Below are 25,271 nucleotides of genomic sequence, written 5' to 3' on the forward strand. Positions count from 1 at the left end.
GCATGAACCGCCTCATCCTCGATACCGACGGCGGCGTCGACGACGCCCAGGCCCTGCTGCTGCTGATCGCCAACGGCCGGCCGCCCGACGCCATCACCACCGTGTTCGGCAATGTCGATCTCGACACCGCGACCGACAACGTGCTGGCGGTGCTGTCGGTCGCCGGTGCCGCGATCGACGTCCACAAGGGCGCGCCCAAGCCAATTGAATGGGGGCCGCTGGAGCAGGAGATCATCCACGCCCGCGAGGTGCACGGCGAGGACGGGCTGGGCGGGGCGCCCAGGCCCGAGACGATCGCCGAGATCGCCGGCTCCGACGCCGCGGGCTTCCTGGTGGGCGAGCTCAGTATCGCGGCGACTACCGGGCGCAAGATCGACCTGTTGTTCATCGGCCCGCTGACCAATCTCGCGATGGCGCTGACCGCGGCGCCGGGCATCGTGCAGGGCATCGGCCGGCTCACCATCATGGGCGGCACGGTGTACGGCCGCGGCAACACCACGCCCGCCGCCGAGTTCAACGTCTTCGCCGATCCCGAGGCGGCGGCGATCGTGTTCGGCGCCGACATAGACACCATGGTGGTGCCGTGGGAGCCCTGCGTCTCGCACGCGATCGCCGGCGCCGAGGTCGATGCGCTGTTCGCCCGCGTGCCGGACAGCGCGTACAAGACCTTCTCGCAGGCGCTGGCGAGCCACGCCCGCCGGCAGATCGCCGGGCGCGGCAAGGGCGATCTGCTGCGCTTCGTCGATCCCTTCGCCGCCGCCGTCGTGGTCGAGCCGTCGATCGTCACCCGCTCGTTCAGCGCCTCGGTCGAGGTGGCACTTGCGCCCGGCCTGACGCGCGGCATGACGGTGGTCGATCCCTCGGGCCGGCTCGGCGCGCCGCCGGTGACCCTGGTCGAGGAGGCACGGCTCGACCGGTTGACGGCGCTCTATTTCCGCTCCATCGGCGGCGCAGGAACACGCATTGGTTGAGGTTTCGGTGAGCGGGCCGGTTCAGGACAGATGGATATAGAGGCCGATCGCCCAGCCGATCGCCGCGCCGATCGCGGCGTAGAGCACGGTGTTGGCGAAGCGGCGGAACGCGTGGCGGCGGTGCTGGTGCCTTTGGTATTTCCGATCGGACATGCCGACCGGCTTTTCGTCATAGAGGGACCGCCACCGCCGGCGCGTGCCGCGCCAACCCAGGCCGCCGCCAACCAGGGCCAGCGCAATGACTAACACCAGTTGAAATTTCATCACCACCTGAGCCCCAACCCACCGGACGGGACTCTACTCCCGGCAGGGTGACGATCAATAACCGAATCGTGAAACTGGCGTGATTAATGCGTCGGGCGGCGCGTCAGATGTGCTGAATGGGATTGTCCACACCGAGGAGGTGGCGACCTACCATCTCGACGTGGGGCATCATCGCCTGCAGGTGCTGGCTGGCGCTCATGGCGTCGCGGAAGCGGCGCTCGAACGGGGCGGCGTTCATGATCGCGGTCGTGCCGGCGGCGCGATAGGCGGTGACGGATGCGTCAGTCGCCTCGTTCATGCCGTAGGTGGTGGCGAGCCGCAGCCGGATGCGATGGTCGAGCGTCAGCGTGCCGTTGCTTGCAGCGTCATAGGCCTGGCCCGCGGCCTCGTGCAGGAAAGCGCGGGCGGCCGAGAGCTGCGCCTCGAGCAGGCCGATCTCGCGCTGGTTGGCCTGGTTGACCGCCATCGCACTGGGCGACGCGCGGCTGTGCTTGCCGCGGGCGAGCTCGATGTAGCTCTCGAGCAGGCGGCGGCCGACGCCCAGGGTGACGCTGCAGAAGCCGGTGGCGTAGAGCAGGGTCGAGCCCAGCACGTAGAGCGGGCCGGGCTCGCGCCGCTCCGAGAGCTGGTCGCGCGCCGGCGCGCGCTCGTCGGGCACGAACAGGTCCTCGACCGTGTAGGAGTCGCTGCCGGTGCCGCGCAGGCCGAGCACCTGCCAGTCGTCGATGATCTTCGCTTCCGAGCGCAGGAACACGAAGCTGCGGTCGTCCTGCCGGCCCTTATGTACGCCATTGTGTGCGACCAGCGGCGTGCCGTCGGGATTCTGGACCGCGCTGTGGGCGCCGAGCCAGGTGGTGTGGCGGCCGCCCGAGGCGAAGCTCCAGGTGCCGGTGAGGCGGTAGCCGCCGGGCACCCTGATCGCCTTGCTGCGGCTGTGGCGCGCGCCCCAGGCGAGGCCGACGTTCGGCTTGCCGAAGACTTCGAGCGCGGTGTCGTGCGGCATCGCGGCGGCCGAGGTCGAGGACGACACGTTCGACTGGTTGATGAACCAGGCGACGCTGGCATCGGCATAGCCCAGCGCCTCGATCGTCCTGGCATAGTCGACGAGCTGCATCTCCTGGCCGCCGAGGCTGCGGGGCAGCAGCAGCCGCAGCATGTCGGCCTTGACCAGCGCGTCGACCACCTCGGGCGTGACCTCGCGGCGGCGGTCCATCTCGGGACCGTGCTCGTCGAGCAGGGGCTGCAAGGCGCGCGCCCGGTCGAGGGCGCTGGTCGTGATCGCGGAAACGCGCGTGTCCATGGGCCGCATACTGGCGTCGTTTCGCGGGGCGTCAATGACAGCGGCGCCTTCGCCTGCGCCTAGCGTCACCACGCGAAAGACCCCTTGGCCGCCGCCCCGTCAGAACGTGTATTCGAACCTCAGCCGCACTTGGTGCCGTTCGAAATCGCGAAGGTTGAGGCCACCGGGTACGCCGACAGCGCCGCCGGCGACTTGAAGGCTCCAGGCGCCGGAGACGGCGAAACGCTCCGTTACCTGCCAGTAGGCGGTCGGGCCGATGAACAAGGCCTCGCCGGCAAAGCTGGCGAGGCCTATCCCGTCATAGGCGCGCAGATAGTGGCTCTCACCCCCGACGAATACCCCATCGACAATTTGCCAGACGGCAGCGCCGGAGACCCCCAGCGTCGATTGCTGCTGCCAGGTGTCGGTGATGTGCACATGCGTCCATTCCGGGTCGTAGATAATGTTCAGCGCGGCAAACAGACGGTCTTCGACCAGTTCCTTGTCGATCGCGAGCGTGAGGTTGCCGCCATAGTTGGTCACGAGCTCGCCGCTGGTCTCGTCCACGCGCTGCCAGTGCGGCTCGACGCCGATCGTCAGACCGATAGGTGCCGTTCGGCGATCGAGCAGCTGATACCGGCCCTCCATGACGAAGCCACCAAACTGAACCTGGTCGCGACTGTCGAAGCCGGTCACCCCGGAGACCGAGTGGTAGTCGACAAGCGTGCCGACTTCGAAACGGAAATGCGGGAGGGGCGTGAACTCGGCCCGCAATTGACTGACGAGGCCGGTGTACGCGCCATCCGCCTTGCCAAACCGGCCGAGCGTCTGGGACTCGATTTCCTTTTCGCCGAACGTGCCGACATCGGCACCTTGCGTGAAGCCAAAGATGAACTGGGTGTCGACATCACTGGCACAGGCGACACGAGGTGCCAACAAGGCAGCAAGCAAGACGGCAGAACGGCGCATCCGGCCAGCGATGTTATGGCATGTGGCTGACGCCAATCTTTCAGGACCGCGCGGCCAGGCTCGGCATTGTCACGAAGTCCCGGGCGCAGTAGGGGAGCAATGCGCCGCCACTGCCGATGCCGGGTCCGAATGCTTCAGGGTGTCACACTCCTCGATACTGCGAAGGCCTGGGCTCGTTCGATCAAGCGGGACGTCCTGGTGTTGTGGCTCGCAGCTCGAGATCCCCGGGTGCCTTGGCATGCGAAGGCCGTGGCCGCTGCGGTCGCCGCCTACGCGCTCAGCCCAATCGACCTGATCCCGGATTTCATTCCGGTGATCGGCTACCTCGACGATCTGATCGTCGTGCCGCTCGGCATCCTGCTGGCCCTGCGGCTGATTCCGCCCTCGGTGCTGGCCGACCTTCGCGCCCGAGCCGCCGCACGAATCGCCGCACGGGCGGAACGACCGGTCAGCTATGTTGGAGCCGCCCTGATCGGCATTGTCTGGGTGGTCGCAATCGGCCTGCTGGGCGTCTGGCTGGTGCCACATCTTCTCGAATAGCGAGGCGATCGCGCGGCCTCACGTTGCGTCCCCTTCTTCGTGATGGGAGAAAGGCGCATGACGATGTCCGCGCTGCGATCGGTTCTGCCGGCCCTGATCCTGCTGGCCTGTACGCCCGACCGCCCGTCGCCCCAGACGCAACGGCAGTCTCAACAAGCTCAGGCGCTCAGCGCGGAGGAGAGCACCGCCGCGATGCTTCGGCGTCTCCTGGGCGCGCTACAACATTACCCAGGCGGGCGCCCAATCGACCAGGGCCGATCTGAGCGGACTGTCGGCCACGGCAATGCCGCTCGCCAAGGCGGAGCTCGAGCGGAACACCGATTGGCTCGTGCGACGCGGCCTGATCACCGCACAGGTCCGGCCGGGGCCACGCGGTGATGCAGCCTTCCAGTCGGTCAGCCGCGAGATCGAAAGGGGCCGCGCGGCGATGCTCGCCTGCTCGGGCGCGTCGGAAGCGGGCGGCCGGCCGCCGTCGGCGAGCGAAACCACGGCAGGCTGTGCAACGGCCGAGCCGTGCCGGAACTGGCAGCCTCGATAGCGATGCGCGGCGGCGGTGTAGGCCGTGTACGCCGAGGGGTTGTGGGGGGCGAGGCCGTGGACAGGCGCTCCCGGCGCTGATGTTATACATGCCAGCGATCCCAACAGCCGCGGGTGGGTCCCGATGAGGAGGGCATAGATGAGCGACGCGACCACCCGGGACGAGAGCAATCAAGCGCCCCATCGACGCGACGTCCTGCTCGGCGGCACGGCCCTGGCGACCGCATCGGTGGTCTCCGTCAACGCCTCGGTCGAGCTCGCCCAGGCGCAGCCGCGTCCCGCGCCCGGTGGGCCGCCAAACATCGTGTACTTCCTCGTCGACAACCTCGGCTACGGCGAGCTCGGTTGCTACGGTGGCGGCATCCTGCGCGGCGCTGACACCAGGCGCATCGACACCTTCGCAACCGAAGGCATCAAGCTTCTTAACTTCGCGCCCGAGGCGCAGTGCACGCCGTCGCGCGCCGCGCTGATGACCGGGCGGTACGCCATCCGCTCGGGCAACCACACCGTCGCGGTGGCGGGTGACGAGGGCGGCCTGGTGGCCTGGGAGAAGACCATGGGCGATATCCTGTCCGCCCGCGGATACGCTACCGCCTGCGTCGGCAAATGGCACATCGGCGATTCGGCGGGCCGCTGGCCGACCGACCATGGCTTCGATGAATGGTACGGTCCGCCGCGCACCTGGGACGAGGCCCTGTGGCCGACCGATCCGTGGTACGACCCGACCCGTGACGGCGTCTCAAGCATGATGGAATCGCGACGTGGCCAGACGCCGCGTGCCGTCAAGCAGCTCACGCTCGACGTCAGGCGCGACGTCGACCGCGAGTTCCTCGATCGCGGCAAGGCTTTCATGCGGCGGAGCGTCGAGGCGGGGAAGCCGTTCTTCCTGTACTTCAATCACTCGCTGATGCATCTGCCGACGATCCCGCGCGCCGAGTTCAAGGCACGCTCCGGTCAGGGCGAGTGGGCCGATTGCCTGTTGCAGCTTGATTCCGATTTCGGCGAGCTTCTCGACACCCTGCGTGAGCTCAAGATCGACGACAACACCATCGTCGTCTTTTCGGGCGACAACGGCCCCGAGGAGATGGAGCCATGGCGCGGGCATCCCGGCTTTTTCGATGGCTCCTATTTCACCGGCATGGAAGGTTCGCTCCGGACACCGTGCCTCGTGCGCTATCCCGGTCGCGTTCCCGCGGGCAGACAGAGCAACGACGTCGTCCACATCACCGACATGTTCCCGACGCTGTTGCAGTGGGCAGGCGCGACCGTCCCGGCCGACCGCGTGATCGACGGCGTCGATCAGCGGACCTTCCTCGAAGGCAGGCAGGAGCACTCGGCGCGCGACGGATTCCCCTACTGGATGGGCGAGACGATGTACGGCGTGAAGTGGCGCAATTTCAAGATGGTGATGTACTTGCAAAAGACGCTGACCGATCCCTCCGTCAAGCTGATGACGCCGCACGTCGTCAATCTCACCGTCGATCCCAAGGAGCGAAAGCCGATCGACTATCCCTACATCCATTCATGGACGGCGGTTCATTTCGGCAGGATCCTGCGCGGCTTTCAGGCGAGCGTAGGACGTGAACCTCTGATACCGGCGGGCGCTCCGCTCGATCACGTTCCGGCCCGGTCTTAGCGTTCTCCCAGACTACTCCTGTTACCTGCGCCGGATCGCGCGCGGTGCCGTTGGGCCCGTGTCGCCTGCGGTCAATTGTTTGTCCCCGTCGATCAATGACGGATAGGCACGGCCTGCCTATCTAGTCGCCGCCAGGTCATTCCACAGCAACGAGAACGACCCATGCGGAACCAGGAAGAAGCCGACCATCCCGAGGAGCTGCGCGAACTGGCGCGGCGGGTCAGGGTCATCGCCGCCTGCATGAACAGGGTCGAGGCTGCGCGTCTTCGTGGGTGTGCGGATATTTTCGAGGCGCTGGCGACCAGGCTCGAGCGCAGCACACCCTGCGGGCCGACTTCTTGATCGGCACGGGCGCGACCGTCACCGAAGCTCGCGGAACCGCTTTGGCGTGGTGCCGGTCCAGCGCTTGAAGGCGCGGAGCCACGCAGCGGTTGCCGCGTAGCCGGCGAGAAAGGCAACCTGGTCGAGGGTCATGTCCGTGTCGCGCAGCCACTGGCTGCTGAGGTCCCGTCGTATGTCGTCGACGATGCGGCTGAAGCTCGTGCGGCGGAACCGCAGACGTCGTTCCAGGGACTTGGGGCTGAGCTTGAGCGCCTTCGCGACCGCTCCAAGCCGCGGCGGCTCCTTGCCGATGTCGTCGAGGACCAGTTCCCGTACATCGCGCAGCAAGTCAGCCTGCTTGCGCGCCGGCCCGAGCAGGCGACGGCAGGACTCTTCGAGCCCATCCATGAGCAGGCAATGCCGGAATAGGTGTTCGGCGCGGCGTGGTGCAGGGTGACATCGATGATGATGTTCGCCCGAAATTGCATGCGAGGGGGAGGGGGTGTCCGGGAGTCCGGGACCGAGACGCCTGCGATGCCGATGCCATCGGCATCGAAGCCGTCCCGCGCCGTGGGACGGTTTGGGACGGGGTCCTTAGACGCCGGAGCCGCGAAGATCGATCGGCCGGCCCGGCCAGCGCCGACTGCCCAGCTCCGCCACCATGCCGCCGCGGAAGACCAGCTCCTTCCACGCGCCGTCGTGATCGATGAAGCGAGTGGTGTTGGTCAGCTCGCGATAGCCGATCGAGCGGCAGACCGCCGGCACGAAGGTCGCGGCATGGCCCACGACCCGATCGTCGTCGTCACCGAGCAGCAGCGTATCGACCTGCGCAGCGAGGCCGGGGGAGAGCGCCGCGGGCGCGGTTTGCCTGAGCCTCATTTGCGCTATCGTACCGTCCAACCATACGAGAGGGGAAACGCATGCCGATGCCTGACACCGATACGTCGAGCCCCAAGCACCTGCGCGACAAGTACGCGATCGTGGGCGTGGGCGAGACGACCTATACCCGCGGCTCGGGCGTCACGACGCGCGCGCTCGGCACCTGGGCGGTGCGCAACGCGATCGAGGATGCGGGACTGAAGGCCTCCGACGTCGACGGCATGCTGTCCTACCAGTCGGGCGATTCGACCTTCTCGACCTTCATCGCGGGCGACCTCGGCCTGCGGCTCAACTTCTACATGGACGTGTTCGGCGGCGGCTCCTCGACCGAGGCGCTGATCGGCATGGCGATGGGCCTGATCGAGGCCGGCATGTGCAAGACCGTCGCGATCTTCCGCGCCATGAACGGTTTCAGCCAGGTCCGCATCGGCGGCACCGGCGCGCGCGCCGCGGCCCCGGTGATGGGCGACGCGCTGCACGGCCGCGCCTATGGCTGGCAGAGCGCCGGCCAGATGTTCGCGCCGACCTTCATGCGCCACATGCACGACTACGGCACGCGGCCGGAGCAGGTGGCGCACGTGAAGCACTTCCATTCCTGCCACGCCTCGAACAACCCCAAGGCTTTCTACAAGAAGCGCTACTCGGTCGACGAGGTGGTCTCGAGCCGCTTCATCTGCAAGCCATTGCACCTGCTCGACTGCTGCGTCGAGACCGACAACGGCACGGCGCTCATCGTCACCTCGGCCGAGCGGGCGCGCAACCTACGCCACCATCCGGTGCTGATCCGCGGCGTGGTCGGCCGCTGCAGCAAGCCGCGCACCGACATGCATTACCAGACCGGCCCGATCTCGACCGTCGCCGGCCACTACGCGCGCGAGATCCTGTGGCCCAACTCCGGCGTCGGGCCGGAGGACATCGACCTCACCGGCAGCTACGACGCCTTCACCTTCACCACCATGCTGCAGCTCGAGGATTACGGCTTCTGCAAGAAGGGCGAGGGCGGCGACTACGTCAGCAACGGCACGATCCGGCTCGGCGGCAAGCGGCCGAACAACACCAGCGGCGGCCATCTCTGCGAGGGCTACACCCACGGCATCAACATGGTGATCGAGAACGTGCGGCAGCTCCGCCACGACGCCGACGATTCGTGTCCGATCGGGCCCGACGGCAAGCGGCAGCACACCTACGACTATCGCGAGGGCGGCTGCCGGCAGGTCAAGGACGCGGAGCTGTCGGCCAACCTGGGCTGGGCCAATCCCGGCACCGGCTCGGCCATGGTCATGCGGCGCGGTTAGGGGAGGGAACGATCATGACTGTCCAGGCCACCTATCTCGGCATGCCGCTGGCGATCGACGAGCTCGACGTCGAGAACCTCATCTACTTCAAGCACTGCGCGGCGCACGACTTCCATCTCCAGCGCTGCACCAAATGCAACCTGCTGCGCTATCCGCCGACCACGGCGTGCCCGTGGTGCATGAATCCGAAGTCCGACTGGGTGCCGGTCGAGGCCAAGGGCGCGGTGCATTCCTACACCGAGGTCCATCACGCCATCCAGCCGGCCTTCAAGGCGGCGACGCCCTATCTCGTGCTGCTGGTCGACCTCGACACCCAGAAGGGCAAGCCCACGAAGGACGAGGCGCTGCGCGTGATGGGCAACCTCACCACGCCCGACGGCAAGCTGGCGCCGCCCGACATGGTGAGGAAGGTCGGCATCGGCACCCGCGTCCGCATGGTTTTCGCCGATGCCGGGCCCGGCCTCGCCATCCCGCACTGGACGATCGACGAGGGCGCGCAGCAGCCGGCGAAACCGTGGCGTTACCCGCAGGAATGACTCCTGTCATTCCGAGCGCAAGCGAGGGATCCTTGAGGCGACAGGAAAGATCCCTCGCTACGCTCGGGATGACAACGCTACGCTCGGGATAACAACGCTACGCTCGGGACGCCGCCAAATGGACGCCGACTGGGGCTTCATGCGGGCCTGCGATCTCGCCCGCACCGCCGACGAGAGCTTCAAGCTCGCCTGGATCGCCGAGATCGAGGCGGCCTGGCAGGTCACCGACCTCGACCACGGCGACTTCGGCTTCATCCTGGCGATGGCCGACGGCCGTCGCCTGTACTGGCGCTATACGTCCGAGGACACCGGCGCCGGCCGGCCCGAGGACCTCGCGGTCACCGAGCTCGCGCCGGGCGAGATGCCGAACGGCGACGCGCCCTGGAGCCGGCCGGAAGCGCTCAACAAGCGCCTCGCCGTGCTGCGGCGTCTCGCGTAGAATAGCCATCACTTCCGACAGTCTGTACGCGCACCCGTAGAGTCTCCGTCGAGTTCACTCGAACTTGGAGGGGCGAATGACGCGCAGGCATGCGGTCCTTCTTGCGAGCGCGCTCGTGCTGCTCGGGCTCGTGGCGACGCCCAAGGTCGCGGCGGCCCAGAAGCCGGGCGGCGTCATGAAGGTCTATTTCTTCGACAGCCCGGCCACCATGTCGATCCACGAGGAGAGCACCATCGCGGGCCAGGGCCCGATGATGGGCGTGTTCAACAACCTCGTGATGTACGACCCCAACGTGCCGCAAAGCGGGCTCGCCTCGATCGTGCCCGACCTCGCGACGAGCTGGGCGTGGGACGACACGCGCACGCAGCTCTCCTTCAAGCTGCGTTCGGGCGTGCGCTGGCACGACGGCAAGCCGTTCACCGCGCGCGACGTCAAATGCACCTTCGACCTGCTGCAGGGCGGCGGGCTGAATGGCGAGACGCTGCGGGTCAATCCGCGCAGGGCCTGGTACGGCAATCTCGCCGAGGTCATGGTCAAGGCCGACGACGCGGTGGTGTTCCGCCTGAAGCGGCCGCAGCCCGCCTTCGTCGCCCTGGTCGCCTCGGGCTTCACGCCGATCTATCCCTGCCACGTCTCGCCCGGGGAGATGCGGCGGCGGCCGATCGGCACCGGCCCGTTCCGCTTCGTCGAGTTCAAGCCCAACGAGACGATCCGGGTGGCGCGCAACAAGGACTACTGGAAGAAGGACCGGCCGTGGCTCGACGGCATCGAATGGAAGATCATGAAGAACAGCTCGACCGGCATGCTGTCCTTCGTCGCCGGCACGGTCGACATGAGCTCGCCCTACTTCTTCCAGGTGCCGGTGCTGAACGACATCCGGGCGCAGGCACCCACCGCGGTGTGCAAGCTGATGGCGTCGAACGTCCAGCGCAACGTGCTGATCAACCGCGAGGCGCTGCCGTTCAACCGGCCGGAGCTGCGCCGCGCCGTGGCGCTCACCATCGACCGCAAGGCCTTCATCGACACGCTGACCCAGGGCGCCGGCACGATCGGCGGCGCGCTGCTCGCCCCGCCCGAGGGCATCTGGGGCATGCCGCCCGAGGTGGTGCAGAAGCTGCCGGGCTACGGTCCCGACGTCGCCGCCAACCGCGCCGAGGGCCGCAAGATCATGGAGGCGGCGGGCTACGGGTCGAACAACAAGCTCAAGCTCAAGGTCACCACCCGCAACCTCTCGGTCTATCGCGACCCGGCGGTGATCCTGATCGACCAGCTCAAGCAGATCCACATCGACGCCGAGCTCGAGCCGATCGACACCACGGCGTGGTTCCCCAAGGTGCGGCGGCACGACTATACGCTGGGCGCCAACCTCACCGGCAACGGGATCGACGACCCCGACCAGGCCTTCTACGAAGGCTATACCTGCGGCTCGGAGAACAACTACGACGGCTACTGCAATCCCGAGATCGAGAAGGCGATCGACGCCCAGTCGATGGAGCCCGACCAGGAGAGGCGCAAGCCCATGGTGTGGGACATCGAGCGGCGGCTGGCCGAGGACGTGGCACGGCCTGTCCTCTATCACAACCGCTCCGGCACCTGCTGGCAGTCCTACGTCAAGGGCTACACGCCGATGATCAACAGCATCTATAACGGCATGCGCATGGAGGAGGTCTGGCTCGACCGGTGATCAGCCGCGCGGCGGCAGGGTGAAGCCGTTGCCGCGCAGCACCCGCTCGAGCACGGGGATGGCCTGCTCCGGCCGGCCGCTGCGGCACTGCGTCGAGGCGACGTCGCCGTCGAGACTGCCGCGGCCGAAGCTGCGGTTGGACGAGAACTCGTTGCGGCCGATGTAGCGCTCGTAGAGGTCGGCCAGCCGGTTGCAATAGGCGAGGTCGGGTGCCGGCGCTTGCGCGAAGGCGGTCGCGGGCAGCAGCAGGAGGGTCAGGAACAGGGGCAGGATCGTGCGCATCGTCGGGCACTATATCTCACACGGCATGAACCTTGCGTGAGAATCGGCACCTGTTGGGAAAGGACCACGCATGCGTAGGCTGCTGCTGTCGATGGTGCTTTGGGCGATCGCCCTGCCGGCTTCCGCGCAAGGCACGCTCCGGATGGTGAGCCACGCCGACCTCAAGATCCTCGATCCGATCTGGACGACGGCCAACATCACCCGCAATCACGGCTACCTGATCTACGACACGCTGCTCGCGACCGATGCCGATTTCAAGGTCCAGCCGCAGATGGCCGAGAAGGTCGAGATCTCCGCCGACAAGCTCACCTACACCATCACCCTGCGCGACGGCTTGGAGTGGCACGACGGCACGCCGGTCACCCCGGAGGACTGCATCGCCTCGATCAGGCGCTGGGGCGCCCGCGACGGCTTCGGCCAGCTCCTGCTGCGCTCGACCGCCGAGCTGAAGCCGATCGACGGCAAGACCTTCGCCCTGGTGCTCAAGGAGCCGTTCGGCCTGGTGCTCGAGGCGCTGGGCAAGGTGGGCTCTAGCGTGCCCTTCATGATGCCCAGGCGGGTCGCCGAGACCGACCCCAACAAGCAGATCGACGACTACACCGGCTCCGGCCCCTTCATCTTCAAGAAGGACGAATGGAAGGCCGGCGAGAAGGTCGTCTATGTCCGCAATCCCAAGTACAAGCCACGCCCCGAGCCGCCCTCCATGCTGGCGGGCGGCAAGCAGGCCAAGGTCGACCGGGTCGAATGGCTCGCCATGCCCGATCCCAACACCGCCGCCAACGCGCTGATCGCGGGCGAGATCGACCTGATCGAATCGCCGCCGACCGACCTCCTGCCGCTGCTCAAGGGTTCCAAGGGCGTGGCGCTGTACGGCTGGAACGTGCAGGGCGGCCAGGCGCTGATGCGCTTCAACCACCTGCAGCCGCCGTTCGACAATCCCAAGGTGCGGCAGGCGGCGATGCTGGCGATCGCGCAGGAGGACTTCTTGCGCGCGCAGTACGGCGACCCGGCGCTCTACCGCACCTGCAACGCGCCGTTCATCTGCGGCTCGACTTACGGCAAGGAATACGGCGACTTCCTGATCAAGCCCGACATCGAGAAGGCCAAGGCGCTCTTGAAGGAGGCGGGCTACGACGGCAAGCCGGTCGTCATGCTGCACCAGACCGACCTGCAGTCGTCCAATCAGTTCCAGCCGGTCGCCAAGCAGCAGCTCGAGCGCGCGGGCTTCAAGGTCGAGCTGCTGCCGATGGACTGGAACACCGTGGTGGCGCGGCGCTCGCGCAAGGAGGCGCCGGCGCAGGGCGGCTGGAACATCTTCTTCACCACCAACATCACCATCGACGTCGACAATCCCGGCACCAGCAACTTCGCCGCCGCGAGCTGCGAGAAGGCGTGGTTCGGCTGGCCGTGCGATCCGGAGATCGAGAAGCTGCGCGCCGCCTTCATCGCCGAGACCGACACGGCCAAGCGCAAGGCGCTGGGCGATGCGATCTCCGACAAGGTGATGGCGCAGGGCGTCTACGTGCCGATCGGCCAGTATCGCGGCTTCGGCGCCTACCGCAGCGACCGCCTCGACGGCTGGCTGCCCGGCCCGGTCGCGATGGTGTGGAACATCAGGAAGAGGTGACGGGGACCCTGTCATCCCGAGCGTAGCGAGGGACCTTTACTGGTCCGGTAAAGGTCTCTTGCTACGCTCGAGATGACACCGATTGCGGCCTCAGCCCCGCCAGCCGGTCGATCTCGCGCCAGAAGCCGGCGATCGTCTCGTCGACGATCTGCTGCACCGACTTCAGCTCGTGGATCAGGCCGGCCGATTCGCCGGCGGCGCCGGAGGTGTTCTCGACGTCGCCGTTGACGTAGAGCCTGTCGATCAGGCCGCCGCGCGGCAGCCGCTCGCGCTTGCCCTCGGCGACCTCGACCGAATAGGGCGTGCGCAGGCCGCGCGAGCGGGCGCGCGGCGGGTTGTCGGTCATGATGGTGCCGTGCATCGGCGCCGCGACGATGGCGTTCTTGTAGTTGAGGTGCACGGGGCTCTCGAACGAGGCGACGAAGCGCGTGCCCATGGTGACGCCCTCGGCGCCCAGCGCGAAGGCCGCCGCCATGCCGCGGCCGTCGACGATGCCGCCCGCCGCCACGATCGGCACGTCGACTTTCTCGCGAACCGCCTGCAGCAGGGCGAAGGTGTGGACCTCCTCGGGATTGCGGATGCCGGCACTCTCCGCGCCCTCGACGATCAGCCCGTCGACGCCGGCGTCGACCGCCTTCTGGGCGCCGCGCAGGGTGGCGGTGGCGTGATAGACGGTGACGCCCGCGCCCTTGAGCAATTTGGTATAGCGCGTCGGATCGCCGGCCGACGTCGTCACGAAGTGGATCCCCTGGCCGAGCAGCCAGTCGATGATCGCCGTCTCCTCCTTGGGGTCCATCTGCAGGTAGCGGATCGGCAAGTTGACGCCGAACGGCGCGTTGGTCGCCGCGCGAATGGCGCCGAACTCGCGCCGGGTGACGGCGAGGTCGCGGATCGAGTTCTCCAGCAGCCCCATCGCGCCTGCCTTCGACACGGCGGTGACCAGCGGGCTGCGGGCGATCCAGGTCATCGGCGACTGGAAGATGGGATAGCGCGAGCGCGTGTGCGCCGTGACACGGTTGCCTTCGAACATCGCGGTCGTCCTACCCTGACGGCGCGGCAGGGTGAAGCCGGTGGCGACCGGCACGCGCCCGGGCCCGCGGATCGGCGGGGCCGCGGTGCCCGGCCGGAACCGCCGTCAGCGCGACGGCGAACGGGACGAAAAGCGTGCGCATCTTCTCCAGTCTAGGGCGGTGTCAGGATCGCGCAAAGGCGATGAGCGGCCCGAGATCATGCCGGTCAGCGGCCCGCAGCGCGGCGATGTAGGCGCGCCTCGCTTCGGTCGCCGGCTGCAGGTTGGCCGATCCCCAGCTGAAGCGCGGGCCGCTGAGGCGCACGACCAGCAGGTCGGCGGCCAGCCGCGACCATCGTCCGTTGCCGTTGGGGAAGGGATGCACGAGCACCAGACGGTGATGGAAACGCACCGCCAGCTCGTCGGCCGGGTAGCTGCCGTTCTCGATCCAGTAGCGTGCATCCTCGATCGCCTCATGCAGGGCCGCCTCGATGCGCCAGCTTTCGATGCCGATGTTGCGTTCGGTGGCGCGATAGACGCCCGCCCACTTCCAGACGCGCTCGAACATGCGCCGGTGCAGGTTGCGTAGGAAGCGCTCGTCGAGCACCTGGCGCCGCCGCGAGAAGGCCCAACGATCGCCGTCGGCGATGTTGCTCTGCTCGAGCTCGTTCAGCTCTCGGCGCAGCGCCACGTGGGTCGGGATGAGACCGTCGCGTTCCGGCGGCGAGAGGGGCGTGGCATCGTCGTCGGCGTCGAACGGGCCGATCATGCCTCGTCCCACAGACGCGCCGGCCGCTGCAGGAGCTGCTCGACAGCGCGGCGGCGCAGCGCACCGGCGGCGCGCTTGTCGTCGACGCCCTGGCCTTCGAGGCGCATGGTGTGGCGCACCGCCGCCACCTGCCTGTCGGCGACCGCTTCGGCCCGCTGACGCACGACGTCGGCCAGCGGGCGCTCCGGCACCAGCGCATAGACCACCCGGCAGCCGAGGGCCTCGGCGGCGCGCTGCAGGGTCTGCAAGGTGATGCTTCCCGATACCTCGGATTGCTCGAGCATCACGATGCGGGGCTGCGACACGCCGAGCCGGCGCGCGAGCTGCGTCGTCGTCATGCCGAGGGCATCGCGCACCGCGCGCAGCCAGCCGCGCGGCGGACGCGCGCCGTGCGCGAGAGGACGGAAGGCCGCGAGACGGCGATCGAGATGACGGATGGCGTCCTTCATCGATAATATATAAGTTATGGATTATGCCATCGTCAATAATGTATATGTTATAGGAATGACACCTTCGGCGTCCGCCCTCCGGTCGCGATAGTCCCGGGCGGCGGCGAGGAAGGCGCGCCACAGGGTGCGGCGCGCGCGGCGCTGGCGCTGCAGGTCGGCGAGGGTCGACGGCGAGGGCCAGCCGGCGCGGCGGCGGGCGCGCAGCCGCGCCACGCCCTGGCGCAGCCGGTCCTCCAGCGGATGGAGATGGCCCCACAGCTCGACCAGCCTCGCCGCCGCCTGCTCGTGCGGCAGGCAGGCTTCGGGCCAGCCCTCCGCGGCGCCGGCGGCTTCCAGCCAGTCGGCGCGCGCCCAGGCGAGCTCGGCGCGGCAGGTCTCGATCAGCCGGCGGCGGCGGTCGAGGGCGGGGTGCGGCTGCGCGGCCAGCCAGGCGGCCGGGGCGGCGGTGCGGGGGCGAAGGCGAGCGGTGTCCATCGGGACAGCGTATGCTTCGTCCATTGTAGATCAACGGTAGATTGACAAATGGCGCTGGCTGGCCAGGCCAGGCGCGCGCGCTGCGATGCCGATGGCACAAGGATTTTGCGCGGGCTGCCGTGGCGGCCGGCGAAATTTACGATCTCCTGAAAAGTAAAAAAGCCGCCGGATCAGCGGCGGCTGCCGGCCTGTGCCTGGGCCTGGTCGACGCGGGGAGCGTCGAAGCCGTCGCGGATCGCGAACTGGGTCAGGAAGAAGAAGGCCAGGATGGCGGCGATGCCGATCAGTTGGGCGCGTCCGACGCTGCGGATCATGAACGTCCTCCTCGCGACTGAACGCAGATCGTGCCGGGCGGTTGCCATTGGTGCGCAACTGGCCGCGGCTTTCCCCGTTGGAACCGCATGGCGAGCCTGGCCGCGTACGGGGCCGCACTGGGGGACGTTCAGGCGCGGGCCGAGGCACTCGGCCTGGGCTACGACGGCGCGCACCCCAAGGCCCTGTTCGACTGCCTGCGGACCTGCCTGCCGACCCTCGCCCAGCCGGTCGACGCCTTCCATCGCCCCGGCCAGATACGCTCCCATGCCCGGGTGCTGGCAGAGTGCGAGGAGCTGCTGGTCGCCGTCGCCATTGCGATGCATTCCGGCGAGCCCGCCGAGGAGGAACGCGCCGTCGAGGAGGCGCATCGGCTGTGCCGGTTGCTGCAGGAGGCGAGGCCGATCCTGGGCCTGGCGTCGTGATCGGCGCGGATCGACTGCTGCAGCTTGCGGATGTCCTCGATCACGTCGCGCGTCCGCTGCGTCGTCGCGCCGTGGGGGCCTGCGGGAGAGCAACCTCCGTGCCGCCCGTTCATAGTCGCGGGCCTGCACGACTCGCGGCGCAGGGCCTGTCGCCGGCCTTCGAGCGCAGATTTCATGCGCGCGCAGGCCGGGTATTGGTTGCAGGGAAAATGCATCACGGGCGCGGGCCCGTCGCCGCGCGACCCTTCACCAGACCGTAGATCGCCGGGATGACCAGCAGCGTCAGCACGGTCGAGCTCGCCATGCCGCCGATCATCGGCACCGCGATGCGCTGCATGACCTCCGAGCCGGTGCCGTCGTTCCACAGGATCGGCAGCAGGCCGGCGGCGATCGCCGTCACGGTCATCATCTTGGGCCGCACCCTCTCGACGGCGCCCTCCATGATCGCCGCGCGCAGGTCGTCGCGATCGAAGGGACGTCCCTCGGCCTCGCACAGCGCGCGCCGCGCGGCCAGCGCGTGGTCGAGGTAGATCAGCATCACCACGCCCGTCTCGGCCGCGACGCCGGCCAGCGCGATGAATCCGACCGCGACCGCCACGCTCAGGTTGAAGCCCATGAGCCAGACCAGCCACAGGCCGCCGACCAGCGCGAACGGCAGCGACAGCATCACGATCAGCGTCTCGGCGATGCGCCTGAAGTTGAGGTAGAGCAGCACGAAGATCAGCAGCAGCGTCGCCGGCACGACGATTTTCAGTTTCGCCTCGGCCCGCTCGAGATACTCGAACTGCCCGCTCCACACGAGATAGGTGCCGGCCGGCAGGGCGACCTTGTCCCGCACCGCGCGCTGGGCGTCGGCGACGTAGTGCGCGAGGTCGCGGCCTCGGAAGTCGACATAGACGTAGACGGCGAGCTGGGCGTTCTCGGTGCGGATGCTGGTCGGACCCTGCGTCAGCTTCACCGCGGCGAGCTGGCCGAGCGGCAGCATACCGCCGGTCATCGTCGGCACCAGGACGTCCGAGGCGATCGCGCGGGGATCGGACCGGAAGTCGCGCGGGTAGCGGACGTTCACCGTATAGCGTTCGCGGCCTTCGACGGTGGTGGTCACGCTCTCGCCGCCCAATCCGCTGGCGACCACGCGCTGCAGGTCCTCGATCGTGACGCCGTACTGGGCGAGCCGCGCCCGGTCGGGGGAGGATGTCGAGGAAATAGCCGCCGGTGACCCGTTCGGCATGGGCGGACGTCGTGCCGGGCACGCTGCGGATCGCCGCCTCGACCTGGCGCGCCAGCGGCTCGAGCTCGCCGTAGTCGCGGCCCAGCAGCTTGACGCCGACCGGGGTGCGGATGCCGGTCGCCAGCATGTCGGTGCGCGCCTTGATCGGCATCGTCCAGGCGTTGGCGATGCCCGGGAATTGCAGCGCGCGGTCCATCTCGGCAATCAGCGTGTCGACGGTCATGCCGGCGCGCCATTGCGGCTTCGGCTTGAGGTTGATGATCGTCTCGAACATCTCGAGCGGCGCGGGGTCGGTCGCCGTGGCCGCCCGGCCGGCCTTGCCGAACACCGAGGCGACCTCGGGAAACGACTTGATGATCCTGTCCTGGGTCTGCAGCAGCTCGGCCGACTTGGTGATCGACAGGCAGGGCAGGGTCACCGGCATGTAGAACAGCGTGCCCTCGTCGAGGCTCGGCATGAACTCCGCGCCCAGCCGCATCGCCGGCCAGGCCGACGCCGCGAGCACCAGCATCGCCAGCCCGACCACCGGCAACCGCGCCCGCAGCACCAGCCGCAGGACCGGCCGGTACAGCGCGATCAGCGCCCGGTTCAAGGGGTTGCGGTGCTCCGGCAGGATGCGGCCGCGCACGAACAGCATCATCAGCGCCGGCACCAGGGTGATCGACAGCAGCGCCGCCGACGCCATGGCGAGGCTCTTGGTCCAGGCCAGCGGCTTGAACAGCCGGCCTTCCTGCTCCTCCAGCGCGAAGATCGGCAGGAACGACACGGTGATGACCAGCAGCGAGAAGAACAGCGCCGGCCCGACCTCTACCGCGGCGGCGACGATCGCCTCGTTGCGCGAGCGGCCGGGCGGCAGCCGCTCGATATGCTTGTGCGCGTTCTCGATCATGACGATGGCGGCATCGATCATGGCGCCGATCGCGATGGCGATGCCGCCCAGGCTCATGATGTTGGAGCCGATGCCCAGCGCTTGCATGGCGAGGAAGGCCATCAGCACGCCGACCGGCAAGGTGACGATGGCGACCAGCGCCGAGCGGACGTGCAGCAGGAACACGATGCACACGGCGGCGACCACCAGGCTTTCCTCGATCAGCGTCGATTTCAGCGTGGCGATGGCGCGATGGATCAGGTCGGACCGGTCGTAGACCGTCTCCAGCCGCACGCCCGGCGGCAGGCCGGCGCCGATCTCGGCGATCTTCGCCTTGACGTGATCGATCACTTCCAGCGCATTCTGGCCGAAGCGCTGCAGGGCGATGCCGCCGACCGCCTCGCCCTCGCCGTCGAGTTCGCTCGCGCCGCGCCGCTCGTCGGGGCCGAGCTCGATGCGGGCGACGTCGCGCAGCAGCACCGGCACGGGCCCGTCGGCCTTGAGCACGATCAGGGCGAGATCGTCGATCCCCTTCAGGTAGCCGCGGCCGCGCACCATGAACTCGGCCTCGGCCATCTCGACCACGCGGCCGCCGGTCTCGCGGTTGGAGGCGCGGATGGCGTCGACGACGCGGCCCAGCGGCACGCCGTAGCTCCGGAGCTTCACCGGATCGACGACGACGTTGTACTGGCGGACGAAGCCGCCGACGCTCGCCACCTCGGCCACGCCCTGCGCCTTGGCCAGCCCGAAGCGGACGTACCAGTCCTGCAGCGAGCGCAGCTCGGCCAGCGTGCGCTCGGCGCCGACGACGGCGTACTGATAGACCCAGCCGACGCCGGTCGCGTCCGGCCCAAGCGCCGGCTGCACGCCGGCCGGCAGCTTGGCGGTGCCCGACGCAAGGTATTGCAGCACGCGGCTGCGCGCCCAGTAGATGTCGGTGCCGTCCTCGAAGATCACGTAGACGAACGACACGCCGAAGAACGAGAAGCCGCGCACCGCCCGGCTGCGCGGCACGGCGAGCAGGGCCGTGGTCAGCGGATAGGTCACCTGGTCCTCGACCACCTGCGGCGCCTGGCCCGGCATCTCGGTGTAGACGATCACCTGGGTGTCGGAGAGGTCGGGAATGGCGTCGAGCGACAGCCGGCCGAGCGCGACGAGCCCGCCGCCGGCCAGCGCGGCGCAGGCGATCAGCACCAGCAGCACGTTGCGCGCCGACCAGCGGATGACGGCGTCGATCATTTGCCGTCTCCGGCGGCGAAGGCGTCGAGCGCTGCCCGGATGTTGCTTTCGGCAGGAAGGTCGCCTGCGTCACCACCCGCTCGCCGGGCCTGAGGCCATCCTCGATCTGCACCCAGCCCGGCACGCGGGCGCCGACCTTGACCGGGCGCGGCTCGTAGCGGCCCTCGCCGCGCTCGACCAGCACGACCAGCCGCCGGCCGGTATCGATCAGCGCCGACTCCGCAATCGCGATCCGGCTGCCCGGGACCGCCGCCTGGATCTCGACGGTCGCCGCCATGTCGGCGCGCAGGCGGCCGTCGGGGTTGGCGACCTCGATGCGCAGCCGCGCCGTGCGGTTGCCGCGGTCGACCGCGGGATAGATGAAGATGACCTGGCCCTCGATCGGCTTGTCCGGCCAGGCATTGACGGTGATGCGGGCGCGGTCGCCCGTCTTCACGAAGGCGAGGTCCTGCTCGTAGACCTCGGCCATCACCCACATGGTGGAGGTATCGACGATGCGGAACAGCGCATCGCCGCGGCTGAACCGCATGCCTTCGACGGCGGTCTTCTGCACGACGATGCCGCTCGACGGCGAGCGGATGGTGACGGTGCGCAGCGCCTCGCCGCGCTTGAGCTTGTCCAGCTCGGCCTCGGGATAGTCGAGGTTGCGCAGCTTGTCGGCGGCGTAGCCGCCGCGACCGGCGATGCGCAGCTCCTGCTGCAGCACGGCAAGCTCGGGGCTGTAGGCCTCGAACAGCGGCTGCCCCTTCTCGACGGTGTCGCCGGTGGCGTTGATGAACAGCTTGTCGATCCAGCCGCTGTACCTCGGCGCGACGACGTACTGCTTGCGCTCGTCGAACTGCAGGCTGGCGAAGGCGCGAAGGCTCCGCGACAGGTCGCGCTCGCCGACCTCGGCGGTCCGCACGCCGAGCTTCTGGACCTTGTCGGGGCTGATCTGCACCGTGCCCGGACTGTCCGCGGGCGCGCCCTCGCAGACCGCGATGTAGTCCATGTTCATGGAATCCTTCTTGGGCACCGGCGAGGTGGCCGGGCCGCCCATCGGATCGCGGTAGAACTTGACCTTGCCGCCGGGGCAGGCCGGATCGGCCGCCGACGCGGGCGCAGCAAGTAGGGTCGCCGCAGCGGCGGCAGCGATGACAACGACGACGGCGCCGGCAAGGCCGGGCCGCCCGAAGAGCGACAGACTCATGAAAACCTCCGCGTCGCCGCGCGCGGGATGCGCGGGCTTAAGCCGACCGACGGACGGTCAGCCGCGCGGCGGGAACGGGTCGGGCGGAGGCGACAGGCCGCTCAGTGCGCGATGCGCCGGCGACCATTGGAGCGTGACGTAGGGACTGGCCGTGATCTCCAGCGCGGCGGCCAGCAGGGCGGGCCCGGCGCTGACGTGCATCTGGATGCAGTCGTCCATCGCCATGGGACACGGCGCGTGGTCGCAGTCATCGCAGGCGGCGCAGGGCGCGGTCACGGCGGCGCCGGGGATGCCGGCCAGCGCCGCCTGCGCCGCGGCCGCGAAATTCAGCGTGCCCGCGAAGATCGCGAGGCAGCCGAGCAGGGCGGCGAGGGCGCGTCATGCAAGTCATATTGCAGCGGCCGTCAACCGATGCCAATGGGGCCAATGGACACTGTATGGTGATCGCCTGTTCGGGGCTTCGCGAAGAAAATGTAACGCGCTCGGCGGCAGGGCCGTAGTATCCCGCCGGGAATAGCGGGAGACGACGATGGCCGCAGCGAGTTTCGACGCCTTTCAGCGCAACCAGAGCAGCGCGTTCGCAAGCGGAGCCGGTATCGGCACGTTGGCCGGCCTGATAGGCCTCGGCGGCGCCGAGTTTCGCCTTCCCGTCCTGATCAGCATGTTCCGCTTCGGCGCGCTCGAAGCGGTGATCATCAACAAGGCGATGAGCCTGGTCGTCGTCATGTCGGCGCTGCCCTTCCGCACCGGCACCGTCTCGCTGGCGACGCTGGCGTCTTTCTGGCCGGTGATCGTCAACCTTCTCGGCGGGAGCCTGCTGGGCGCATGGTTCGGCGCGTCATGGGCGACCAGGCTGCGGTCCGACATGTTCTATCGCGTGATCGCCGTGCTGCTCGTCGGCATGGCTGTCATCCTCATGCTCGGGCACAGCGCCGAAGGGAACGGGCAACCGCTGTTCCACGGGCCGGCCCAGATCGTCGCCGGCCTCGCGGCTGGCTTCGCCATAGGCGTGATGGCGTCATTGCTCGGCGTCGCCGGCGGCGAATTGCTGATACCGACCCTGATCATCCTGTTCGGCGTGGACGTGAAACTGGCGGGCAGCCTGTCACTCGCGGTCAGCCTGCCGACCATGATCGTGGGCTTCGGCCGCTACAGCCGGGATGCCACGTTCTCCGTGCTGCGGCAGAACGGCGGGTTCGTGCTGGCGATGGCCGTGGGCTCCGTGGTCGGAAGCTTCATTGGGGCGCAATTGCTCGGCGTCATTCCGAGCGCAGTCCTGTTGCCGGTCCTGGCCGTGATCCTGCTGATTTCGTCGGTGAAGCTCTGGCTGCACCGCAGGACGTGACCGGCCGATAGCGGCTGGGTGCGGATCGAAGGGTTGGACGAAGCCTGGTCCTCCTCGGCCAGCGGGTCGTACGCGTGGATGCGCATCCGCCGCCTCCGGCAGGTAGGCTCGGTGTTTTCGTTGCTGGCCCGGTCCCTCACCTTCGGGGGCGTCTCGGAACGATATCGGGCTACCAGCGCAGCAGCCGCGGGCCGAGAACGGCACCGGCGAGCGTGCACAGCATGATCGTGCCGCTGTACCAGATGGCGACGAACGGCAGCGAATCGGCCGTGCAGTGCAGGGCGTAGCCGGCGGCGCTCAAGCCGCCCGCAACGAGGCCGGCGAGCGCACCTGCTCGCCGGAGATTCGTCGGTGCGGCCTGGCGCACTGCCCAAACCACCAACGCGAAAGGAACGACAGCGATAATCGGTATGGACAGCAGGCATTCGAGCCATTCATCGCCCATGAGCATTATCTGCCAACGCGCTGCCGGCGCGTTTGCCAAGCTGATCGAGGCCAGACCCACGATGCCGGCGAACGGCAGCAGCACGAACGCCAGCGAGCCACGCGAGCTGCCGGCTGGCCGCGCCGATCTACTCAGGTAGAGGATGGCTAGTGCGGTAATCGTCATTGCGAAAATGAGCTTGATGGCGATGAAGCCGAGCGCCGTGTTGCTGCCAACGTCGGTCCGGCCGCCGAGCGCGACTAGCCCGGCTCCGAGAGCGACCAAGGCGCCAAGCGCGAACGCCCTGACCTGGGTGCGCCACACTTGCCGCCGATCGATGGCTTCAACATTGGTGCTCAGCATGGCGATCAAGTCGTCTGTTCTCATGACTTGTCCTCCGCCTTGATCGCCGCCGTCATCGCCTTCAGTCCACGGTGGATGCTGATCTTCACAGCCGACTCCGTCATGCCCGACCGGTGTGCCGCCTCGGCGACGCTCAGCCCATCCAGCTTCACATACTGGATGGCCCGCTGCATCTTGGCCGGCAGCCGGGTCATCAGCCGCCTCAGGTCGATCGAACTTTCCACACCATCATGATCTGCGCGCGCCGTGAGATCATCGACGTTCTCGATGGGCAGGTCGCCACGCGACGCATTGATTCGGCGGAGGTAGTCTATGAGCTTGTAGCGCGCGATCGCGTACATCCATGGCGTAAACAGCTCGGCCTGGTCGTATGTGTGCCGTCGGGTATGGATCGCCAGCAACGCCTCCTGCAATAGATCCTCCGCTTCGGACGCCCCTCTTCCGGCGCGCGCAAGCCGTCCTCGATAGTAGCTGCGCAGGTGCGGGCTGAGCCGCTCGAGCAGCCTGCGATACGCGGCGCCATCGCCGTCGAGGCCGGCCGTCATGAGTGATTTCAGCTCTTGCTCGTTCGTCGTCATGCGGCCGCCATCTTCTATTCGGGCCGAACGCCGCCCCGGTTACACGGACTCCCAAAAATATCGCGTGGCACGCGGTGTGCCGGGACACCGATCACGTCAACGTGAGCCTGTATCCGATGCGCGCTTCGCACCGAACTCCTGGGAAGACGACACGCAACAAGGAGCTCGACATGCCGTGCTCAGCTCGCAAAGAAGCGCTCCACGCCACCGGCGTCGTTCTGACCGCCAGCGTCGCCACTTTCGCCGCCGCGGTGGCAATCACGATGTCCGGCCCAGCTTTTGCCGCTGCTCCGGACTATCGCTTCGAAGTGGAGCAGGTCGCGCCCGCCGGTCCGGGCAAGTCCGACGTCACCGTTCGCCTGGTGCGAGCGGAAGACGGCACATTGGTCACCGGCGCGGCCCTTTCGGCGAATGCGGCAGGTGACACCGAAGCCGAGCGGACGGGTTACCGCCTGTTCCGGGTCAACACGGCGGCGGCAGGTCCCCAGACATTGCAGGTCTTCGCCAAGGTGCCGGGCCCCACGCGCATCGAACGGACGTTCAACTCGTCCATAAAGGCGACACTGGAACGAACGGTCCGCGGCGAGGACAAGGCGGTCTCCGGCACCGTCGTCTTCAACGCCCAATGACGCTCGCAATCGGGGACAAGTCATGATCCGCAGAAACATCCTCGCGACGCTCGTCATCATGGCAGCGACGAGCGCGGTCGCGGCGCCCGCGTTGGCGTGGGACGTCGCAGGTTCCACCGAACAGGGATTGTCCAGTGGCCGAGTCGTGAAGGTCGACGCCGATGCCGGCATGATCACGATCGAGCACAAGCCGATCCGGCGTCTCTATATGGATGCCATGACCATGATCTTCAAAGTCCGCGATCCGACTCTGCTCACCGGATTGACGCCCGGGGACAAGATCCGCTTCAGGGTCGACCGGGCTGGCGACGGGTTCGTCATTACCAGGATAGAGAACGCGAACTGAGCACTGCTCGGAGTTGGCAATGCCGATGCAGGTCTTGCACGCGAGGCGGGAAAGGGGGACGGAGCCCGCCGCAGGATGACCGGGGGGCTGTGCGCGACTCTGAGATTCGCGGGCGGCGGAGCGCCAGCCGAGGCCGTCTCAGCGGCTGAAACTCGTGAAATCGCAGTCCAGCCACAATTTTGATTCGACCGTCGAACGCGGACGCCGAGTCCGAACTATTGTGCCGGTCGCGCAAAAGGCGCGCAAGTCGCTGAGAACTTCGGTCCTCGTGCAACAACGTTCAGAGACACCGAATCCAATAGCGAACGCGTCGCCGCACAAACCGCGCTATGATCCCGTTCGGATCGTGGATTCTCTATTTC

At 68.0% G+C, this 25,271-nt stretch carries 28 protein-coding genes and 2 pseudogenes; 14 read left to right on the forward strand and 16 right to left on the reverse strand.

Going from position 1 to position 25,271, the window contains the following annotated elements; genetic code table 11:
- The first annotated feature begins 2 nt into the window (after nt 1-2).
- Nucleotides 3-971 carry a nucleoside hydrolase gene (locus J0J01_RS14155; RefSeq protein ID WP_296381599.1) on the forward strand — a complete coding sequence of 323 codons (969 nt, stop codon included), beginning with the start codon at nt 3-5 and terminating at the stop codon, nt 969-971.
- 21 nt (nt 972-992) lie between these two features.
- Here the strand turns inward: J0J01_RS14155 and J0J01_RS14160 are convergent, their stop codons facing one another.
- The 3 genes from J0J01_RS14160 to J0J01_RS14170 all read right to left on the reverse strand — a co-directional run bounded on the left by J0J01_RS14160 (nt 993) and on the right by J0J01_RS14170 (nt 3,483).
- Nucleotides 993-1,235, reverse strand: a complete 243-nt coding sequence (locus J0J01_RS14160; protein ID WP_296381601.1) for a hypothetical protein — start codon at nt 1,233-1,235, stop codon at nt 993-995.
- Nucleotides 1,236-1,338: 103 nt separating this feature from the next.
- Nucleotides 1,339-2,535, reverse strand: a complete 1,197-nt coding sequence (locus J0J01_RS14165) for an acyl-CoA dehydrogenase family protein (RefSeq protein ID WP_296381603.1) — start codon at nt 2,533-2,535, stop codon at nt 1,339-1,341.
- A 99-nt stretch (nt 2,536-2,634) separates the two neighbouring features.
- On the reverse strand, nt 2,635-3,483 hold the full coding sequence (locus J0J01_RS14170) for a hypothetical protein (RefSeq protein ID WP_296381605.1): 849 nt from the start codon (nt 3,481-3,483) through the stop codon (nt 2,635-2,637).
- Between the two features lie 129 nt (nt 3,484-3,612).
- Here J0J01_RS14170 and J0J01_RS14175 point away from each other — a divergent pair, with 129 nt between their 5' ends.
- From J0J01_RS14175 to J0J01_RS14190, 4 genes are all read left to right on the forward strand, one after another.
- On the forward strand, nt 3,613-4,023 hold the full coding sequence (locus J0J01_RS14175) for a YkvA family protein (RefSeq protein WP_296381607.1): 411 nt from the start codon (nt 3,613-3,615) through the stop codon (nt 4,021-4,023).
- 283 nt (nt 4,024-4,306) lie between these two features.
- Entirely contained in the window at nt 4,307-4,561 is a 255-nt protein-coding gene (locus J0J01_RS14180) for a hypothetical protein (RefSeq protein ID WP_296381609.1), read from the forward strand.
- Nucleotides 4,562-4,699: 138 nt separating this feature from the next.
- Complete coding sequence (locus tag J0J01_RS14185) at nt 4,700-6,196, forward strand: arylsulfatase (protein WP_296381610.1); 1,497 nt, start codon at nt 4,700-4,702, stop codon at nt 6,194-6,196.
- Between the two features lie 162 nt (nt 6,197-6,358).
- Nucleotides 6,359-6,538, forward strand: a complete 180-nt coding sequence (locus tag J0J01_RS14190) for a hypothetical protein (RefSeq protein ID WP_296381611.1) — start codon at nt 6,359-6,361, stop codon at nt 6,536-6,538.
- 18 nt (nt 6,539-6,556) lie between these two features.
- Here the strand turns inward: J0J01_RS14190 and J0J01_RS14195 are convergent, their stop codons facing one another.
- Nucleotides 6,557-6,925, reverse strand: coding sequence for a helix-turn-helix transcriptional regulator (locus tag J0J01_RS14195; protein WP_296381613.1), 369 nt, complete (start codon nt 6,923-6,925; stop codon nt 6,557-6,559).
- 186 nt (nt 6,926-7,111) lie between these two features.
- Nucleotides 7,112-7,396 (reverse strand): hypothetical protein, encoded by a 285-nt coding sequence (locus J0J01_RS14200; RefSeq protein ID WP_296381615.1) that lies wholly within the window; start codon nt 7,394-7,396, stop codon nt 7,112-7,114.
- Between the two features lie 47 nt (nt 7,397-7,443).
- Between J0J01_RS14200 and J0J01_RS14205 the strand changes: the two genes are divergently transcribed.
- The 4 genes from J0J01_RS14205 (at nt 7,444) to J0J01_RS14220 (ending at nt 11,350) form a co-directional block, all read left to right on the forward strand.
- Nucleotides 7,444-8,691, forward strand: coding sequence for a hypothetical protein (locus J0J01_RS14205; protein ID WP_296381617.1), 1,248 nt, complete (start codon nt 7,444-7,446; stop codon nt 8,689-8,691).
- Nucleotides 8,692-8,705: 14 nt separating this feature from the next.
- A complete protein-coding gene (locus J0J01_RS14210; RefSeq protein WP_296381619.1) occupies nt 8,706-9,227 on the forward strand; it encodes an OB-fold domain-containing protein in 522 nt (173 codons plus the stop codon).
- Nucleotides 9,228-9,345: 118 nt separating this feature from the next.
- On the forward strand, nt 9,346-9,666 hold the full coding sequence (locus tag J0J01_RS14215) for a hypothetical protein (protein ID WP_296381621.1): 321 nt from the start codon (nt 9,346-9,348) through the stop codon (nt 9,664-9,666).
- Between the two features lie 76 nt (nt 9,667-9,742).
- Complete coding sequence (locus J0J01_RS14220; RefSeq protein ID WP_296381623.1) at nt 9,743-11,350, forward strand: ABC transporter substrate-binding protein; 1,608 nt, start codon at nt 9,743-9,745, stop codon at nt 11,348-11,350.
- Here the strand turns inward: J0J01_RS14220 and J0J01_RS14225 are convergent, their stop codons facing one another.
- A complete protein-coding gene (locus J0J01_RS14225) occupies nt 11,351-11,632 on the reverse strand; it encodes a hypothetical protein (RefSeq protein WP_296381625.1) in 282 nt (93 codons plus the stop codon). It abuts the gene before it with no gap.
- A gap of 70 nt (nt 11,633-11,702) precedes the next feature.
- Between J0J01_RS14225 and J0J01_RS14230 the strand changes: the two genes are divergently transcribed.
- Nucleotides 11,703-13,259 (forward strand): ABC transporter substrate-binding protein, encoded by a 1,557-nt coding sequence (locus J0J01_RS14230; protein ID WP_296381627.1) that lies wholly within the window; start codon nt 11,703-11,705, stop codon nt 13,257-13,259.
- Between the two features lie 61 nt (nt 13,260-13,320).
- On the opposite strand, the gene J0J01_RS14235 is transcribed toward J0J01_RS14230, so the two are convergent.
- The 5 genes from J0J01_RS14235 to J0J01_RS14255 all read right to left on the reverse strand — a co-directional run bounded on the left by J0J01_RS14235 (nt 13,321) and on the right by J0J01_RS14255 (nt 16,274).
- A complete protein-coding gene (locus tag J0J01_RS14235; RefSeq protein ID WP_296381629.1) occupies nt 13,321-14,343 on the reverse strand; it encodes a nitronate monooxygenase in 1,023 nt (340 codons plus the stop codon).
- 109 nt (nt 14,344-14,452) lie between these two features.
- On the reverse strand, nt 14,453-15,037 hold the full coding sequence (locus J0J01_RS14240; RefSeq protein ID WP_296381631.1) for a mobile mystery protein B: 585 nt from the start codon (nt 15,035-15,037) through the stop codon (nt 14,453-14,455).
- Entirely contained in the window at nt 15,034-15,486 is a 453-nt protein-coding gene (locus tag J0J01_RS14245) for a mobile mystery protein A (RefSeq protein ID WP_296381632.1), read from the reverse strand. Before J0J01_RS14245 ends, J0J01_RS14240 begins: the two co-directional genes overlap by 4 nt.
- A gap of 21 nt (nt 15,487-15,507) precedes the next feature.
- On the reverse strand, nt 15,508-15,960 hold the full coding sequence (locus J0J01_RS14250) for a hypothetical protein (protein WP_296381634.1): 453 nt from the start codon (nt 15,958-15,960) through the stop codon (nt 15,508-15,510).
- Nucleotides 15,961-16,130: 170 nt separating this feature from the next.
- Nucleotides 16,131-16,274 (reverse strand): hypothetical protein, encoded by a 144-nt coding sequence (locus tag J0J01_RS14255; protein WP_296381636.1) that lies wholly within the window; start codon nt 16,272-16,274, stop codon nt 16,131-16,133.
- A gap of 87 nt (nt 16,275-16,361) precedes the next feature.
- Here J0J01_RS14255 and J0J01_RS14260 point away from each other — a divergent pair, with 87 nt between their 5' ends.
- Nucleotides 16,362-16,697: a hypothetical protein gene (locus J0J01_RS14260; protein ID WP_296381638.1), complete on the forward strand. Its 336-nt coding sequence runs from the start codon at nt 16,362-16,364 to the stop codon at nt 16,695-16,697.
- Nucleotides 16,698-16,911: 214 nt separating this feature from the next.
- Here J0J01_RS14260 and J0J01_RS14265 read toward each other — a convergent pair.
- The 3 genes and pseudogenes from J0J01_RS14265 to J0J01_RS14275 form a co-directional block, all read right to left on the reverse strand.
- Nucleotides 16,912-20,035, reverse strand: a pseudogene (locus tag J0J01_RS14265) (CusA/CzcA family heavy metal efflux RND transporter).
- 118 nt (nt 20,036-20,153) lie between these two features.
- A pseudogene (locus J0J01_RS32720) lies at nt 20,154-21,224 on the reverse strand (efflux RND transporter periplasmic adaptor subunit); the annotation flags it as partial.
- A 57-nt stretch (nt 21,225-21,281) separates the two neighbouring features.
- Nucleotides 21,282-21,449 (reverse strand): hypothetical protein, encoded by a 168-nt coding sequence (locus J0J01_RS14275; protein WP_296381642.1) that lies wholly within the window; start codon nt 21,447-21,449, stop codon nt 21,282-21,284.
- A gap of 304 nt (nt 21,450-21,753) precedes the next feature.
- Here J0J01_RS14275 and J0J01_RS14280 point away from each other — a divergent pair, with 304 nt between their 5' ends.
- On the forward strand, nt 21,754-22,569 hold the full coding sequence (locus J0J01_RS14280) for a sulfite exporter TauE/SafE family protein (RefSeq protein WP_296381643.1): 816 nt from the start codon (nt 21,754-21,756) through the stop codon (nt 22,567-22,569).
- Nucleotides 22,570-22,738: 169 nt separating this feature from the next.
- Here J0J01_RS14280 and J0J01_RS14285 read toward each other — a convergent pair whose 3' ends face one another.
- Together J0J01_RS14285 and J0J01_RS14290 are read right to left on the reverse strand one after the other, a co-directional pair.
- Entirely contained in the window at nt 22,739-23,380 is a 642-nt protein-coding gene (locus J0J01_RS14285) for a DUF1109 domain-containing protein (protein ID WP_296381645.1), read from the reverse strand.
- Nucleotides 23,377-23,934, reverse strand: a complete 558-nt coding sequence (locus J0J01_RS14290; protein WP_296381647.1) for a sigma-70 family RNA polymerase sigma factor — start codon at nt 23,932-23,934, stop codon at nt 23,377-23,379. Before J0J01_RS14290 ends, J0J01_RS14285 begins: the two co-directional genes overlap by 4 nt.
- A gap of 101 nt (nt 23,935-24,035) precedes the next feature.
- On the opposite strand from J0J01_RS14290, the gene J0J01_RS14295 reads away from it, so the two are divergent.
- Together J0J01_RS14295 and J0J01_RS14300 are read left to right on the forward strand one after the other, a co-directional pair.
- On the forward strand, nt 24,036-24,563 hold the full coding sequence (locus J0J01_RS14295) for a hypothetical protein (protein WP_296381648.1): 528 nt from the start codon (nt 24,036-24,038) through the stop codon (nt 24,561-24,563).
- A 22-nt stretch (nt 24,564-24,585) separates the two neighbouring features.
- Nucleotides 24,586-24,909, forward strand: a complete 324-nt coding sequence (locus J0J01_RS14300) for a copper-binding protein (protein ID WP_296381650.1) — start codon at nt 24,586-24,588, stop codon at nt 24,907-24,909.
- Nucleotides 24,910-25,271 lie beyond the last annotated feature (362 nt).

Source organism: Reyranella sp., from assembly GCF_017305915.1.
In the GTDB taxonomy this organism is placed as follows: domain Bacteria; phylum Pseudomonadota; class Alphaproteobacteria; order Reyranellales; family Reyranellaceae; genus Reyranella.